Source organism: Pedobacter jeongneungensis (assembly GCF_000633455.1).
Taxonomy (GTDB): Bacteria; Bacteroidota; Bacteroidia; order Sphingobacteriales; family Sphingobacteriaceae; genus Pedobacter; species Pedobacter jeongneungensis_A.
On sequence record NZ_AYMG01000006.1, the window covers coordinates 56,945 to 72,002 of the forward strand.

General features: G+C 40.0%; 14 protein-coding genes. 9 read left to right on the forward strand and 5 right to left on the reverse strand.

Annotated elements, in window-relative coordinates:
* Positions 1-35 precede the first annotated feature (35 nt).
* Entirely contained in the window at positions 36-1,652 is a 1,617-nt protein-coding gene (locus tag U859_RS0105135) for a Na+/H+ antiporter (protein WP_025142352.1), read from the reverse strand.
* Between the two features lie 158 nt (positions 1,653-1,810).
* On the opposite strand from U859_RS0105135, the gene U859_RS30910 reads away from it, so the two are divergent.
* From U859_RS30910 to U859_RS0105150, 3 genes are all read left to right on the forward strand, one after another.
* Positions 1,811-3,397 carry a 7TM diverse intracellular signaling domain-containing protein gene (locus U859_RS30910; protein ID WP_025142353.1) on the forward strand — a complete coding sequence of 529 codons (1,587 nt, stop codon included), beginning with the start codon at positions 1,811-1,813 and terminating at the stop codon, positions 3,395-3,397.
* 543 nt (positions 3,398-3,940) lie between these two features.
* Entirely contained in the window at positions 3,941-4,258 is a 318-nt protein-coding gene (locus tag U859_RS0105145; protein ID WP_025142354.1) for a hypothetical protein, read from the forward strand.
* Positions 4,259-4,267: 9 nt separating this feature from the next.
* A complete protein-coding gene (locus tag U859_RS0105150) occupies positions 4,268-4,651 on the forward strand; it encodes a response regulator transcription factor (RefSeq protein WP_025142355.1) in 384 nt (127 codons plus the stop codon).
* 10 nt (positions 4,652-4,661) lie between these two features.
* Here the strand turns inward: U859_RS0105150 and cysM are convergent, their stop codons facing one another.
* Together cysM and epsC are read right to left on the reverse strand one after the other, a co-directional pair.
* Positions 4,662-5,534, reverse strand: coding sequence for a cysteine synthase CysM (gene cysM / locus U859_RS0105155; protein ID WP_025142356.1), 873 nt, complete (start codon positions 5,532-5,534; stop codon positions 4,662-4,664).
* An 11-nt stretch (positions 5,535-5,545) separates the two neighbouring features.
* The gene (epsC, locus tag U859_RS0105160) at positions 5,546-6,358 is read right to left on the reverse strand and encodes a serine O-acetyltransferase EpsC (RefSeq protein ID WP_025142357.1); all 813 of its coding nucleotides are present in this window, start codon (positions 6,356-6,358) and stop codon (positions 5,546-5,548) included.
* A 505-nt stretch (positions 6,359-6,863) separates the two neighbouring features.
* On the opposite strand from epsC, the gene U859_RS0105165 reads away from it, so the two are divergent.
* Entirely contained in the window at positions 6,864-7,031 is a 168-nt protein-coding gene (locus U859_RS0105165) for a hypothetical protein (RefSeq protein ID WP_162799864.1), read from the forward strand.
* A gap of 69 nt (positions 7,032-7,100) precedes the next feature.
* On the opposite strand, the gene U859_RS0105170 is transcribed toward U859_RS0105165, so the two are convergent.
* On the reverse strand, positions 7,101-9,707 hold the full coding sequence (locus U859_RS0105170) for a PQQ-dependent sugar dehydrogenase (RefSeq protein ID WP_025142359.1): 2,607 nt from the start codon (positions 9,705-9,707) through the stop codon (positions 7,101-7,103).
* A 311-nt stretch (positions 9,708-10,018) separates the two neighbouring features.
* Here U859_RS0105170 and U859_RS31930 point away from each other — a divergent pair, with 311 nt between their 5' ends.
* The 4 genes from U859_RS31930 (at position 10,019) to U859_RS0105190 (ending at position 13,441) form a co-directional block, all read left to right on the forward strand.
* The gene (locus tag U859_RS31930) at positions 10,019-10,189 is read left to right on the forward strand and encodes a hypothetical protein (RefSeq protein ID WP_162799865.1); all 171 of its coding nucleotides are present in this window, start codon (positions 10,019-10,021) and stop codon (positions 10,187-10,189) included.
* 323 nt (positions 10,190-10,512) lie between these two features.
* Positions 10,513-11,592 (forward strand): fatty acid desaturase family protein, encoded by a 1,080-nt coding sequence (locus tag U859_RS0105180; protein WP_025142360.1) that lies wholly within the window; start codon positions 10,513-10,515, stop codon positions 11,590-11,592.
* Positions 11,593-12,060: 468 nt separating this feature from the next.
* Positions 12,061-12,648, forward strand: a complete 588-nt coding sequence (locus U859_RS0105185; RefSeq protein ID WP_025142361.1) for a GDSL-type esterase/lipase family protein — start codon at positions 12,061-12,063, stop codon at positions 12,646-12,648.
* Between the two features lie 64 nt (positions 12,649-12,712).
* Positions 12,713-13,441 carry an esterase family protein gene (locus U859_RS0105190; RefSeq protein ID WP_025142362.1) on the forward strand — a complete coding sequence of 243 codons (729 nt, stop codon included), beginning with the start codon at positions 12,713-12,715 and terminating at the stop codon, positions 13,439-13,441.
* An 11-nt stretch (positions 13,442-13,452) separates the two neighbouring features.
* Here U859_RS0105190 and U859_RS0105195 read toward each other — a convergent pair whose 3' ends face one another.
* Positions 13,453-13,986 (reverse strand): hypothetical protein, encoded by a 534-nt coding sequence (locus tag U859_RS0105195; RefSeq protein WP_162799866.1) that lies wholly within the window; start codon positions 13,984-13,986, stop codon positions 13,453-13,455.
* 190 nt (positions 13,987-14,176) lie between these two features.
* Between U859_RS0105195 and U859_RS0105200 the strand changes: the two genes are divergently transcribed.
* On the forward strand, positions 14,177-14,956 hold the full coding sequence (locus U859_RS0105200; RefSeq protein ID WP_025142364.1) for an HAD-IIA family hydrolase: 780 nt from the start codon (positions 14,177-14,179) through the stop codon (positions 14,954-14,956).
* Positions 14,957-15,058: the final 102 nt, after the last annotated feature.

The following is a 15,058-nucleotide window of genomic DNA, read 5'->3' on the forward strand; positions in this document are numbered from 1 at the left end:
AACATCTTTAGTTCCGTTCAAAATTAAATTAACAATTACTCATCACGCTGACTAAAATGCCTGCGCAGTTTTTCTTCCTCCAGATCGAGCAGTTCTAACTGTTCTTTGATCAACTGATCATTAATCTGTTCCTTTTTATTTAGGCCTTTTAGTAAGGTCCGCTGTTCTGTCATGATATCTTCGAGCGCTAAACGGTAATCGTGGTAAAAATCTTCGGCCCTCTTCGGGTTTTCTTCCTTCTCCCAATCCCTAAGCAATTCCATTTCGGCTTCGATGCGGATTTTTATCGACCTGATCATATCATTATGCTCAAGCGCATCATGATATTTTTCATCCAGGATTTTGAGCGATAGCATGGATAATTTCTTCCTCACCATCTGTTTTTGCTGTTCAAAAGAAACGGTATAGTCGGGATCGGGCATATCCACCCACTTAATGAGCCAGGGCAATGTTAAACCCTGTAATACCAGTGTAACCAATATTACACTAAAGGTTATAAACAGGATCAGGTTGCGCTGAGGAAAGGCTTCGCCTGATTTTAAAGCCACGGGAATAGAAAGTGCGGCTGCTAAAGAAACCACACCCCGCATACCTGCCCAACCAAAAAGCAATGGTGCTTTCCAATCAGGGTTTGGATCTGCTGTGGTAATGTAACGACTAATAAAGCGGGTAAAAAACAAGGCACCATAAGTACTGGCCAATCGCCCCAGAATTAAAACCATGCAAATAATGGCACTATAACGGATAGCGGGCAAAAGGCCTTCGCTGCCCAATCCATGTATAATTACAGGAAATTCTAAACCAATTAACAAGAAAACAAAACCGTTTAGGACAAAAGCAACTGCTTCCCAAACATTAATACCCTGCAAACGGCTCCGATGGGTAAGAATACGGTTTCTTTGAGAAGATAGGAACAAACCTCCGCTTACTACTGCCAACACTCCCGAAAAGTGAAATTCCTCCGCTGTCATATACATTACATAGGGCGTTAAAAAAGTAAGGATGATATCAATGTTCGTAGTTGTTGGCAACCATCGGTGCAAGGCATAAAAAACAAGTGCTACCCCAATACCGATTAAAATTCCCATCACAATCACCATTACGAAGTTGCCGGCAGCCTCGGTAAATACAAAACTTCCGGTCATTACCGCAGCCAGCGCAAAGCGGAAAACCACCAAACTTGACGCATCGTTCAGCAAACTTTCTCCTTCCAAAATGGTGGTGAGCCTTTTGGGTACTTTAACATTTTTAAGAATGGCTGAAGCAGATACCGCATCCGGCGGAGAAATGATCCCTCCCAATAAAAATCCAAGGGCCAAAGTAAAGCCCGGAATTAAACTGCTCGAAATTAAAGCAACAATGGTGGAGGTGAAAATAACAATTGGAAAAGCAAAACTGCTGATGACCCGCCGCCACTTCCAAAAATCTTTCCACGAGGTATTCCAGGCTGCTTCGTATAATAAAGGTGGTAAAAAAATCACAAATATGAGTTCAGGTTCAATCTGGATATCCTGAAGAATAGGTACAAAACTTAAAGCCAGGCCAGCAATAACCAATAAAATGGGATAAGCCACATTGATTTTTTGCGCCAGCATTACAACAAAAAGAATTACCGCAAGTAAAAAAGCATATTGTATAATCAGTTGGTGCATAAATATTTCTGGCTTGGTTCTAAAATACAACTTTTGTATTGAACGGCAAATGGTGGCAGATTGTTCTTTTTTTAAGATTAAATTTGGTTTTTCTATTATAAAGCCATAATTTCTCCCTTGTAATAGGTCATCCCAACTCTTTTACATTGGTTTAATTAATGAAGACCATTTTCTTTCTTATCGTTTTCATTATCGAAAACAGTCTGTGCATTGCTCAACCGGTTATCCAGGTAGAGAAGCAATCCTTTGTTAATGTTGGCAGATCAGGATATTATTGGCAGGACAGCCTTGGAAAAGCTTCGTTCGAGGAGGTAGAGCAGTTTAAAGCAGCACGTTTTTCAAAAGGGACTTCAGCAATCTTTAATGGCGGCACCAGGGGAAAGGTGTGGTGGATGAAGCTCAGGTTTAAACGGAACAGCCAAACCGAACCTTATCTTTTTATCAGTTATGCCAATATCGATTCTATTAGTTTATATTATCGGGATGCTGAGGGAAAAGTCAGGCTGATAAGTTCTGGCATGTTTAACCTCAAAAAAAGCGATGCTTTATTGGGTACGGGTTATGCCTTTTCCCTACAGCAGGTTAAAGCACCCGTTGGCGATATCTATATCAGGATGCAGGCCATGAATACCCTATTGGTGCCTGCTAAACTGGTTACCGAATCGGTATTGAACCACGCACTTATTAAGGCTTATAGTATCCAACTGATTTATGTGGGGATTGCGCTGATGATCCTTATTTTTCATATTTTCATGTACATCATTACGCGGAGCAAACTTTTTGTCCTGTACATCGCCCGTGTTATCTTGCTCTACTTTATTGTAATGGTTTGTTACCTGCAGGGTTATGGCTTATTGTTCGGACAAGCAGTAGCCAGCTTTATCCTGGTACATGCCCATTTTTTTATAGCGCTGGGTTACATCTGCACCATCCTGTTCAACAATCATTTCTTAAAACTTAAACGGCAGTTACCACAGCTTAATAAGATATTTAACGTACTGTTATTTGGCTGGAGCATCATACTGATCTGTTCTTTATGGGATGCACGGAGCTTTACCAATTTACTTACGCAGGTATTATTTTTATTAACCTCCTTACTTTTTCTATTCAGCAGTATTCAGGTTATTATTATACGCGGATATGCCAAAAATAATCCGCTGATATGGTGTTACGTGTTTGGCTGGATTCCGGTAGCCCTGGCTTCTATTTACCTGGTTTTTTGTTTAATGGCCATCATTCCCTTTCAATCTTATAGTTTCAACCTGCTCACCATGGCTGTGATTGTTGAAGGAATATTGATCAGTTTAGGGCTTTTTGGACAGCGGTTGAGGTTGTTGGCCCGTCACAACGCACATTTCCGCAAACAACGTATCCTGATGCACGAACAGATGGAAAGCTACCGTAAACAGCTCAATCAGAAAAACGAAAAACCTGTTGAGCATTTATCGTTAAAAGAGCTCACGGAGCTTGCAAAATCACATGATCCTTCTTTTATGAAAAAGTTTGAAGAAACAGAGAACCAGTTTATAACAGCATTGCTCCGGATTGCACCACAGCTCCTGCCTGCAGAGTTAGAACTTTGTGCTTATATCAGGTTAAACTTTGATACCAAAGAAATAGCCCGGACCTGCAAACTGAGTGTACGTGCAGTGGAAAGCCGTAAATACAGGGTACGGAAAAAGTTAGGGATCGACGGAGAAATGAATATGCAGTCCTGGATGTCAAACCTAAACAAATCGTCCTAAATAATATACAAAAATAGCATTTAAAAGTCTTTTACCTTACTTTAACTATTAACTTAACAAGACCACATAAAACGCTTTACTACAACCAATTGAAGAATGTTGCGTAGAAATGCGTATGAGCTAAAACCAGCTACCGCACCCTCTTTGCATATAGCATAAAAGAGTGCACACGGTGCGATGCCGTATAAACTAAACGGACTAATCTTTTTGTCTGAATTGCACTCAAATTTTAGCCATGTCGACAGAAACGGTCTTATCCGGGATGATTTGTTACACGACTGACGGCATGGCTTAGTAAAAACGTTAATTTATCAAATACCATATCCCAGGAAAATGAATCACAATGCTCTTTTATTTTTATAACTGTAAACCAACAACTTAAAAACACTGCGTATTACTGCGTAGATAAAAATTTTGATCAGCCTTAAACGCGCTATTCCTTTGTCCCTATCTCTATAATGTAACATTTAAAATAATGCTGTGCTGCTTAAGATGTAAATCGGGACAGTTTATCCTTTTGCATAACAGCATATTAAACAAACTATGAAACCAAACAACACACCTGCCCAAATTATTGGTTGTATCCAGGAATTTTATGATGGTCGGGAACCTGAAGAAATCTGCGCCGAACTGGCTATTGACAAACCTTTGTTTGATGCCTGGATAAGAGAGTTTGGAAGCGTTGCCAATGAGCTTTTAGAACTGAGGGATGAAAATGAAGCCCTGCGGAAGATGTTTACCAACCTGAGCCTAGTTAACCAGAGCCTGCGCAACTCGCTTGATAGCCTGACCAAATCGGATTCGAAAATTTTTGAATTATTGCTAAAAAAGCGGGGAACCGGCAGCCTCAGTTATCCTTAAAACTCTTAAATGCGCTCCTTAAACACACCTAAAATATTAATTATCGAAGATCATCATGCAACGCTTGAAGCGATAAAGATGATCTTCGAATTTGAAGGCTATACCGTACTCGGGCTTACCAGTACAATAGATTTACATTCGGAAGTAGCGAATTTTGCACCCGACGTAATTTTAATTGATGTATTATTGAACACTACCGATGGACGGTCGATATGCACCGAGTTAAAATTATCGGTACATGCAGCCATTCCTATATTATTAATGTCATCCAGAAATGGCTTTCAGCACAATTCTTACTATAAAGCCCACTGGGATGATTATATAGAAAAACCATTTGAAATGGAAATCATTATCCAAAGGGTAAAAATGCTCATGAGACAAGAAAAACACTAGTTATTTGTGTTTAGCCAAACAGATCACTGCTGAGGTAACGGTCGCCACGGTCGCAGGTGATAAATACGATAGTTCCCTTATCCAACTCTGAAGCCAGTTTTAGCGCTGCTGCACAGGCACCACCCGAGCTCATGCCCGCAAATAAACCTTCTTCTCTGGCCATCCTCCTCGACATGATAGTGGCTTCTTCCTGCGCAATGTCCATCACACGATCAACACGCTCGGGTTCGAATATTTTTGGCAGGTATTCTGTCGGCCACCTTCTAATGCCTGGTATAGAGGATCCCTCTGTAGGTTGACAGCCTACAATCTGGATATCTTTATTTTTTTCTTTAAAAAACCTCGAGCAGCCCATGATGGTACCTGTTGTTCCCATCGAGCTTACAAAATGTGTAATCTGTCCTTCGGTATCTTTCCATATTTCGGGGCCTGTGGTTTTATAATGTGCCATGTAATTATCCGGGTTGGCAAACTGGTTTAACAGGAAATATCCTTTGCTACTGCCCTTCTCTTCGGCATAATCGCGGCAATCTTCAATACTTTCCAATAAAGTTACCTTAGCGCCAAAAGCTTCCATTGTCACCTTACGCTCGCGGGTAGAATTGACTGGCATTACCAGTTCGATATCTAAATTGTATAAACTGGCAATCATGGCCAAAGCAATTCCGGTGTTACCACTTGTAGCCTCCACCAATTTAGTACCTTTTGCTATTTCGCCACGTTCTATCGCACTTCTGATCATGTTGAGCGACGCCCTGTCTTTTACGCTACCACCCGGATTATTGCCTTCTAATTTTGCAAAAACCTTTACAGCCGGATTGATATTCATTTTTTGAAGCTCAGCCATTGGCGTATTTCCGATCAGATCGATTATTCCTGCCATTATATTTTGTATTAATTGGTTTCTTTATGATTTCTTATGGTAATGATTGGTGAGTGATATGCAGTGGAGAAAGCTGGAATACTTTCGGTAAGCCATACGTTACCCCCAATAATGCTATCGTGCCCGATGATGGTTTCACCACCCAATATGGTGGCGCCTGAGTAAATCACAACCCGGTCTTCTACTGTTGGATGACGTTTACTGCCAGCTAAAGTTTTTTTCACACTCAAAGCCCCCAGCGTTACACCCTGGTATAGTTTTACATAACGGCCAATCGTACTGGTTTCGCCGATTACGATTCCGGTACCATGATCGATATGAAAATATTCGCCAATACTCGCTGCCGGATGGATATCGATTCCCGTTTTAGAATGGGCATATTCAGTCAAAATCCTGGGCACTAAGGGTATACCAAAATTATACAGTAAATGAGCAATCCGGTAAAAACAGATGGCATAAAAACCGGGATAAGTCCTGATGACTTCGAACCTGCTTTGCGCCGCGGGGTCGCCTTCATAAATGGCCAGTATATCGGTATTCAATACACGGTATAGCGCTGGCAGTTCTGCAAAAAAATGACCTGCTGCATTTTTACACTCACTGTTCCTTAATTTACAACTTGCCGAAATAATATCATAAAGTTCGAGCTCTAAAGCCGATACCTGTTCTTTAACTTCCTCAACCGTTAAAAATACCTTAAGTGCATTTTCTGGAAAAAGTACCTGGATCAGTTTCTCTGCCCAACGGGATATTACTTCATTCGGCGGTATATTGTGTTGCTCAAGTGGGTTTTTAAATATTTGTTCAAAAAAATGGTTATCCATAACTGGTAGTCAAACCTGGCCGATCTGCTCATCGACTAGATATATAGATTTAATCGCTAATGTAGGTTTTGTTTTTTTAAACCAAAACAACTGACCAAGTTTTATTATAAAAATTGCGGGGAAATAACAAAAAAGTCCGGAGTCAGCAGTCCATAGTTGGAAGTCGATTAGCTTGGAGTTGAGAGTTTGGAGTTTGGAGAAGATTGAATATTCTTCGGTTTGTTACCTTGAAAGATAATTTATTGTATAAAAATACCCTCGAGTTACCTTCATTTCGAGCGGACCCGATAGCTATCGGATGCAACGCAGTCGAGAACCACGATTGCTCAGCGAAGCTAATCTATCTGGATAGATCTCTCCACTTCGCGTTGCTCCGGTTGAGATGACTATGCGACCAATTAACCAATGACCAACGAACTAACAAATACTCCTTTAAGGAATAAGAATAACTCATTTTCTCAAAACAAGACCAATATGTCAATGTTACCAATACATGGTGATTACTTTGGAAACGACTATAAAAGAATTAGATAAGATTTATATCGGCGAGGAAATCACTTTCGAGAAGAAGTCTGGTCTGGTATTTCGTATTGCAATTTTTAAGTCGGTGAGCATTTCCAGTTATATTTTCCAGTTGGTTAACGGCGAAATTATTATTATCCGCAGGAACTAGCTTTAGCAGCACCATTGTATAGTAAAAGCATTTCCGGATCGGTATTGCGACCGGAAATGCGATCATTCATTATTTTTTCTGTTCTGATAAAAAGGTAACCAAAGAGGCTAGTTCTTCGTAAGATAAAGAATTGGCCAAACCCTCTGGCATCATGGAGTTTTCCATTTCTTTACGTGATAAAATATCACCTGCTTTGATGGTGAAAACCTCACCTGCAATATTACGCATCACTACTTTAGCAGCCGTTTCTTCGGTAATAAAGCCCATATAAGTTCGGTCGCCTTTTGCAGTGATCATTACCGTGGCAAAACCCTGCGATATAGAAGCACTTGGTTTTAAAATCGATTCCGCAATCTGTTCGCGGTTCATGATCGAGCCAATCTGCCCCATAAACGGACCTTTCATTTTTTCGGTTTTGCTTAAACTATGGCAGGCGATACAGCCCTGGTTGTTGAATATATTTCTGCCTTTTAAAGGATCGCCCTGTAATTTATTGATGGCCAACAATACATCTTCAATAGATGATTTACCTACCTGACCTTTTTTGTTTTTGATTTTTTCGAGATCAATTTTTGGTTCTTCGGTTGCAGCCACTTTTTCTTCTTCGGCAAATTCAGCGATGTCCATCCTTTGGCGAGAATTTAAATCAACATAAAACTGTTTGCCTTGTGCACCAGCTTTTGTTGCCTCCTCTTTCAAAAATTTCTCGATAGCAGGCGAACCTTCCCAACTTACGGCCTTAAAATAAGGACCATGCGAATCAGGACGTGTGCCCCACCACCAGGAAGCATCGTAAGCAATTTCTTTTTTATACAAACGGCCCAAAGTAATCAGGATCTGCTGTTTCAATTTCTCATCTGTTGATTGTTTGTAGTTAGCAATTAAACCATTAACCACTTTTTCATCATGCATGTAACGCAATGCCCAAAGTGCAAGTGTTGAGTTTTCGGTTTTAACAGCAGCGAGCAGCGCATCAACAGCATTGAGCTCAACCAAAGCTCGTACTGCCAGGTGTGGCAATATAATGGCTGCATTTGGCGTAGCATGCGGACCTTCGGTGCCTTTTGCAGGCGCTACAAATGAAGCCGGAACTTTAGTTTGTAAAAGTACATTGGCAACTTCTGGTCTGCCCAAGCGGTTTAAACCAATAATCGAAGCCGCCTGAACACGCGGCGAAGCATCTTTTAATCCTTCTAAAAACGGTTCAACAGGTACTTTACTAATGTAAGTTTTACGGTCAGCAAGTGCTTTTAAAGCAAACTCTTTTAAAGCATTGTCTTTTGTAAATCCGACTAAAGTTTCAATACCGTTTTCTTTGGTCAGCTGTGCATAAGTATATAAGCCAGCGATACGCACATCGAGCGCTAAACTTTGATCGGAAGCAGTTTTTAAAGCCGTTTCGATTGCCTGTTTATTGTTACGCGAAACCAGTTCTTGCGAAGCGTTTAAACGTGCAACTGCACTATTGGATTTTAATAATTCTGTTAACTTTTTAATGGAAAGTTTCTTAACATCCGGAAAAGCTTTATAAGTCCAGTTGTTTGGCACAGCACGCACAATATATCCTTTATCAGGGCTTCCTGAATAACCTGCACCATCCCATGCTGAAAGATAAAGCCTTCCCGATCCATCTACATCCAGATCGGTAATCTGCGCCAATTTGATAAATTCTTCATCCTTTTGGGTAAAAGTTGGCCCATCAGCCGTAACCCTGTGGATATAAAGCATACTTCTGCCCCAATCGGCCATCATCGGTACGTGGTTATATTTTTCAGGCCAGTTCGGCTCATCCATAAATAAAGCACCAGTACCCGATCCACCACCTAAATCGGCCAATGCAGGAATAATTTCGTCGGTAAAATTCTGGAATAAAACCGGATAACCGTATTCACCAGATTGAATGTGATGCGAAAAACGCACGTTCCATCCTTCACCATCATTGGTATTTTCGCGGGTAAAAACGTTCATATACGGATCGATGGCTACATCATATACATTACGCGTACCGTGAGTGTAAACCTCCATTTCGGTTCCATCCGGGCGTACACGCAAAATACCACCACCTAACATGGTTAACTTTTTGCCTGAACGGTCTACCGCGTCATGAAAGCCAAAATCGCCAACAGAGATATAAATCCAGCCGTCAATTCCCATCCTGATGCCATTGGTGGCATGATCGGTTCCACGCTCGCGGATATATTTAGCATTACTGATGTGTTCGATAAGCGGTTTTTCAGGGCCATCGGCTTTTCCGTCACCATCTTTATCTTCAAAAACAACTAAATTCATGCCTGTAGCCTGTTTTGTTTCTTTAGAAAAGGTGGTATGTAGTACAAATACCTGGCTTCCCTGCACAATAATACCGCGGGGGTTATCTACTTCAGCAAAATCAATATGCTGGTCCATTTTGCCATCATTGTCTTTATCGATGAGTTTAAGGATATGGCCTTTGCCCGGGTCTTTACCCAGAGAGCCGATCATATCAACACCCACATATACCTCACCTGTTGGGGCAACGGCCAAACAAGCCGGACTAGGCGTAACATCGGGGCCAGCGAAGTTGGTTATGGTTAATTCTGAAGGTGGTACAGGCTGTACCTTTGGTTCTTGAAAAAAGCTTTTTATTCCAAAAAAGAACAAAGCGAAGGAAATTAAGCTAAGAGAAAATTTGATCATTTGTGTGTTATTGTTTTTTGGTTAGTTGTGTGGTAAACATACAAAAAAATCTAAATTACCTTTTGCCACAATTTTGTGTTAATTGGATTATGCGACTCACAAGATATCAGGAATTAGCATTTCTTTACAAGAAAAGCAGTTAGATTGAAAAATAAACAGGGTAAACCATAATAATCACAGGAAATTGCAGGCTAAAAACCATTAAAAACAATCAATTTTCAGAAATAAGTAAATTATCGCCATTTCTATTTGGTAAATAAGAGATATTTTATTATATTTACTAAATCCAACATTCATTAAATCAGTACGTTATGAAAAATATTTTTTATTTCTTCCTGACTGCCCTGATCTCCTCCATTGCGTTGTTGCTTACAAAGGATTCATTTGATCCTGAACTGGTTTACAGCACAGTGGTGTTAATATGGATTCTGTACATCTGGTACCATATTTATGCTGCTGATAAGAGGAATTACAGCGAGTAGCTTGTATCTTCATTAGGTTTTATATCCCGCAAAAATTGTGAGAACTAAAAGCATATTGCCTTATATTTTTGCCCGCCCTTTCCCCTACACCATCATCATATTAAGATTTAGCCAAAATGAAACATTTTTTTAACTAAATGGCGCTTTTATTTAACGTTTCATGTAGGTAAATCACTAACTAAAGTTATTACCTTCGTTGAAAAACTAAAACAAGCAGATTTACGTTTGTATTAAACACAGGGCAAATTGCCTTGAGGAAACAAAAAAGCTTAATGAACTTGGAGTATCGACCTTGTACATGGGGTAGATAAGAGTACAAGATCATGAAATTAAAAGCAAAATTCCCATGTTTATCGGGAAACTCCTTTTACGCTGAGGTACGCCGCAGGGTAAACAACGACTTTAAAGAGAACAACAGAAGTACCAATGCCAATAAACTGATGTGGTTTAAGGCCTGTCTTTTCCTTACAGTATTTCTGGCACTGTATTTAATTATACTGCTTTTACCCTTACACACCCTCATCCTTACGGGATTAACCATTTTGCTGGGCGCAACCTGTGCATTTATCGGTTTCAACATTTGTCACGATGCCATTCACGGTTCTTTTTCAAGTTCTAAACGCACCAATTCGTTTTTCAGTTTTCTGTTTAATATGGTAGGGGCTAATCCTTATGTTTGGAACATTACGCATAATGTGGTACACCATACTTATACGAATATTCCCGGGCATGATGAAGATATTGAAGTGGCGCCGGGACTGATCCGTATATGTAATGAAGATGAATTAAAACCACACCAGCGTTTTCAGCAATGGTATGCTTTTCCTTTATATAGCCTGGCCTCGCTATCCTGGGTTTTCAGGAAAGATTATAAAAAGTTTTTCCAGAAAAGTGTTGGTGCTCACCAGAGCAAGCACCCGAAAGTTGAATATTTTAACCTGTTTTTCTACAAATTCCTTTACTATTTCATTTTTATAGGACTACCTATACTGGTGATGCCACTGCTGTGGTGGCAGGTTGTAATCGGTTTTGTAATATTACACATGGCCCAAGGCTTAACAATGGGACTCGTTTTCCAACTGGCACATGTAGTAGAAGGCACAACTTTCCCTTTAACCAATGCGGAAGGTAACATGGAAGAGGCCTGGGCGGAACACCAGATGCGTACCACCGCTAACTTTGCTACAGAATGCCGTGTTTCAGCATTTCTTCTGGGCGGTTTAAACCGACAGATAGAACATCATCTTTTCCCTAAAATCTGCCACGTGCATTATGGAAGGATTTCAGGAATTGTTAAACAAACAGCGTTTGAGTTCGGGCTGCCCTATCATGAAAATACCACTTTCTTATCCGCATTACGTTCGCACTTTAGGATATTGAAGAAGATGGGAAGAGTTGCTTAGATTAATCCGGAGTACTGAGTCTTGAGCCCTAAGTCGATTATGCAATTGGTATATATTGATTATTCAATTAAAGGGTTATTTAATGTATAAAGGTTAATCTAAAAATAGTAGGGTTTAAGTTAAAAATATCGTCATTTCGACTGAATATCACCGATTTAAGCCTTAGTTTTTATTTACTAATGGTATGCTTGTTTCACAGGTTTCATCAGTAACGTAATGGAGAAATCTTTAAACTTTTCGGCAACATAATTCAAAGATCTCTCCACTTCGCGTTGCTTCGGTCGAGATGACGACCAGACTAATGGATTCTGTCTATGGTAGTGGAGAATGGGATTTTAATTAAGCATTCGGCGCCTGGGATCAGTTAACCAATTAAAACAATTAACCGATTAACCAACCTACCGTCTTTACACAAACTTAACACATTCCCCGTTCCTATAAAAGGCAGATCTTTTTATCTTTAGCAACATGTATTGGTACGAAGAAGAGGTTAAGCAATTAGAACGAAAGCATCGCTTAGACCGTGAGCATCCCGGGATTATTTTCTATGGAAGTTCGTCAATACGCTTATGGAACAGCCTGGAAGATGATTTCGACTTTACCAAAGTAACCAATCTGGGTTTTGGAGGATCTACCTTAGCTGCCTGTGTATGGTTTTTCGAGAGGATTATGACCGATTACAAGCCAAAAGCATTGGTGGTTTATGCCGGGGATAATGATTTGGGCGATGGCAGAAACCCTGAAGAGATTTTTATATTTTTCCAACAGTTGATGGTTAAAGTTAACCTAAGATTTGGAACAATCCCTTGTTATTTTATTTCTTTAAAACCAAGTATCCACCGCTGGCATATTGCCGATCAGTTTAGGTACACCAATAACCTTATCGAGAGCGAGATTATCAAACTGAATGGAAACTGGAAATTTATCGATGTATTTAAGAAAATGCTCGATAAATCGGGTCATCCAAATCCGGCGCTTTACGATCACGATGGACTGCATTTAAGTGAAGAAGGTTACCGTTTATGGACCGAGGTCGTTAAAGAAAAATTAGGTTAAATCATTACTGTTAATTAATATCCCGGTAACATCAGAGCACTATTTTTCCATCAAGATTTAACAGATGAACAGGGAATACCACAAATGGTTCAGCCATAACCTGCAACGCGATATGGAGTTGCTGGTTTTCGGGTATAGCGGACGTGCAGTTATCTTTTTTCCCACCCGAATGGCCAGATTTTATGATTACGAAAACTGGGGGATTATTGCTTCATTAAGTCATCAGATCGAAAATGGCGAACTCCAGGTTTTCTGTGTGGATAGCATTGATGGCGAAAGTTTTTACAATGATGATATATTTCCTTCCGTTAGGATTGAGCGCCATTTACAGTACGAAAAATATCTTTTAGAAGAAGTAATGTCGCTGATCTACCAGAAGAATGATGGTAATTATATAGAAACAGCTGGTTGTAGCATGGGTGCTTATCATGCCATCAATCTGGCGATGAAATATCCCTGGTTATTTAAAAAGGCGGTGGGCATTAGTGGAAGGTACGATCTTACGGATAATATAGGTGATTTCAGGGATCTGTTGAATGGATTTCACGACGAAAAAGTATATTTTAACATGCCGGCGCAATACCTGGCCAACTTAAATGATGATAAATTGCTTACAGCAGTTAGAAATATGGAAATTATTTTAGCTGTAGGCGAAACAGATCCATTTTTAAGCGGAAACCAGCACCTCAGCAGCCTCTTATGGGAGAAAGGTGTACCCAATCAGTTCCACACCTGGGAAAGCAATGCACACCGCCCCCATTATTGGCGAAAAATGGCACCGATGTACATTTAAAAACCTGTTAACTATTGTATTGAAGGATAATAATATTGTTTAACGTAAATGGTATCATAAGGTACATCAGATGATCCTATTGCAGATAATACAATCTTCGATTCTAACAACCATTTTTCAGGTTCGGCATTATTTTTAGCCACCTTTATTCCTTTAACCGTTCCTTTTAACGCTTTAAGTTCGATACCAAAACATGTAGGACAGCCAGAGACGAATTTTACCTTACCGGCCTGCACATCTGCATCGTTCAATAAAAATTTATCGCCGGTCATAGGGGCCTGAAAGTACATCCAGCTTGTTGTATAATTCCCTGCATTCCTGGCCCAAAAAATCCGGTGCTCCCCAACTGTTGTATTTAGCCAGTTACCATCCATCGAAGCATTATTTGCATACTGAAAGTGACATGTTGTACCAACCGGACAAGCGGTTAAATTTTGATCTTCAATTGTAAAATCCATCGGATCTTCAACCTTTTTTTTACAGCTGGATAAAGCTGCAAATACAATTAAAAGAATAGCGGTTGTTTTGAAAGCGTTTTTCATCATTTAGTTTTTGTAAAGGATACGATGTAAAATAGGGTAACGCTACAGCCGGTATATTAAGTTTATGTTAAATAAAACAAGCCATGGAAAGCGGCAGAATTATCCAATTTTGAAAGTTCAAAAACTATAATTTAACGTTGATTGAACAAGAAAACATTAAGTTTGCATATAAGCAGATTAAATCTACAAAAACATGAAACAAGGACTATTAATAGATATGGATGGGGTGATTTATAGTGGAGAGGCACTCATAACCGGAGCAGATAAATTTATTAAAAACTTAATCGACGAAGAGATTCCCTTTGCATTTATGACCAACAATAGTCAGCGAACCCCTTTAGAGGTAGTACGCAAATTAAAAGGATTGGGAATAAAAGTTGAAGAAAGCCATGTGTATACGAGTGCGATGGCTACGGCTAAATTTCTTTCGGATCAAAGCCCCAAAGGCACCGCTTATGTATTGGGAGAAGGCGGTTTATTGAGCAGTTTGCACGATCATGGCATTACACTGGTAAATACCGACCCTGAGTTTGTGGTATTGGGCGAAGGAAGAAATTTTACGCTCGAAATGGTTCAGCGGGCGGTAGATATGATCCTTGCAGGGGCAAAATTTATTACCACCAACAGGGATCCCTCGCCTAAAAAACCAGGATGGAATAATTTAGGAATTGCCGCCACTACAGCGATGATTGAAGAAGCCACCGGCAGAAAAGCTTTTGTTACGGGTAAACCAAGTCCGGTGATGATGCGCTCTGCACGTAAATTTTTAGGATTGGAAACCAGCGAAACCACCGTTATCGGCGATACGATGGAAACCGACATTCAGGGTGGTGTGCAAATGGGCTATAAAACAATCTTGGTACTTTCGGGCATATCGAGCAAAGATACTTTAGGCCATTACGCTTTTAAACCTGATATGATTGCCAGCTCTGTTGATGAAATTAAGTTTCCTTTAACCTGGTGGGAGGCTTGAATTTAGTCTTAAGTCCGGAGTCTTTAGTCCTTAGTCTAAGATCGCAAAATGAGCAGTCAGATGGTAACATGACAGTGATAAAATGTGCTGTCAGATGTTACC

What these genes read in the sequence shown, in the direction of transcription:
- U859_RS0105190 (WP_025142362.1), top strand. Translation starts at nt 12,713, where the DNA reads ATGAACAGGGAATACCACAAATGGTTCAGCCATAACCTGCAACGCGAT.
- U859_RS0105150 (WP_025142355.1), top strand. Translation starts at nt 4,268, where the DNA reads ATGCGCTCCTTAAACACACCTAAAATATTAATTATCGAAGATCATCAT.
- U859_RS0105170 (WP_025142359.1), bottom strand. Translation starts at nt 9,707, where the DNA reads ATGATCAAATTTTCTCTTAGCTTAATTTCCTTCGCTTTGTTCTTTTTT.
- U859_RS0105145 (WP_025142354.1), top strand. Translation starts at nt 3,941, where the DNA reads ATGAAACCAAACAACACACCTGCCCAAATTATTGGTTGTATCCAGGAA.
- epsC (WP_025142357.1), bottom strand. Translation starts at nt 6,358, where the DNA reads ATGGATAACCATTTTTTTGAACAAATATTTAAAAACCCACTTGAGCAA.
- cysM (WP_025142356.1), bottom strand. Translation starts at nt 5,534, where the DNA reads ATGGCAGGAATAATCGATCTGATCGGAAATACGCCAATGGCTGAGCTT.
- U859_RS31930 (WP_162799865.1), top strand. Translation starts at nt 10,019, where the DNA reads ATGAAAAATATTTTTTATTTCTTCCTGACTGCCCTGATCTCCTCCATT.
- U859_RS30910 (WP_025142353.1), top strand. Translation starts at nt 1,811, where the DNA reads ATGAAGACCATTTTCTTTCTTATCGTTTTCATTATCGAAAACAGTCTG.
- U859_RS0105180 (WP_025142360.1), top strand. Translation starts at nt 10,513, where the DNA reads ATGAAATTAAAAGCAAAATTCCCATGTTTATCGGGAAACTCCTTTTAC.
- U859_RS0105195 (WP_162799866.1), bottom strand. Translation starts at nt 13,986, where the DNA reads ATGATGAAAAACGCTTTCAAAACAACCGCTATTCTTTTAATTGTATTT.
- U859_RS0105200 (WP_025142364.1), top strand. Translation starts at nt 14,177, where the DNA reads ATGAAACAAGGACTATTAATAGATATGGATGGGGTGATTTATAGTGGA.
- U859_RS0105135 (WP_025142352.1), bottom strand. Translation starts at nt 1,652, where the DNA reads ATGCACCAACTGATTATACAATATGCTTTTTTACTTGCGGTAATTCTT.
- U859_RS0105185 (WP_025142361.1), top strand. Translation starts at nt 12,061, where the DNA reads ATGTATTGGTACGAAGAAGAGGTTAAGCAATTAGAACGAAAGCATCGC.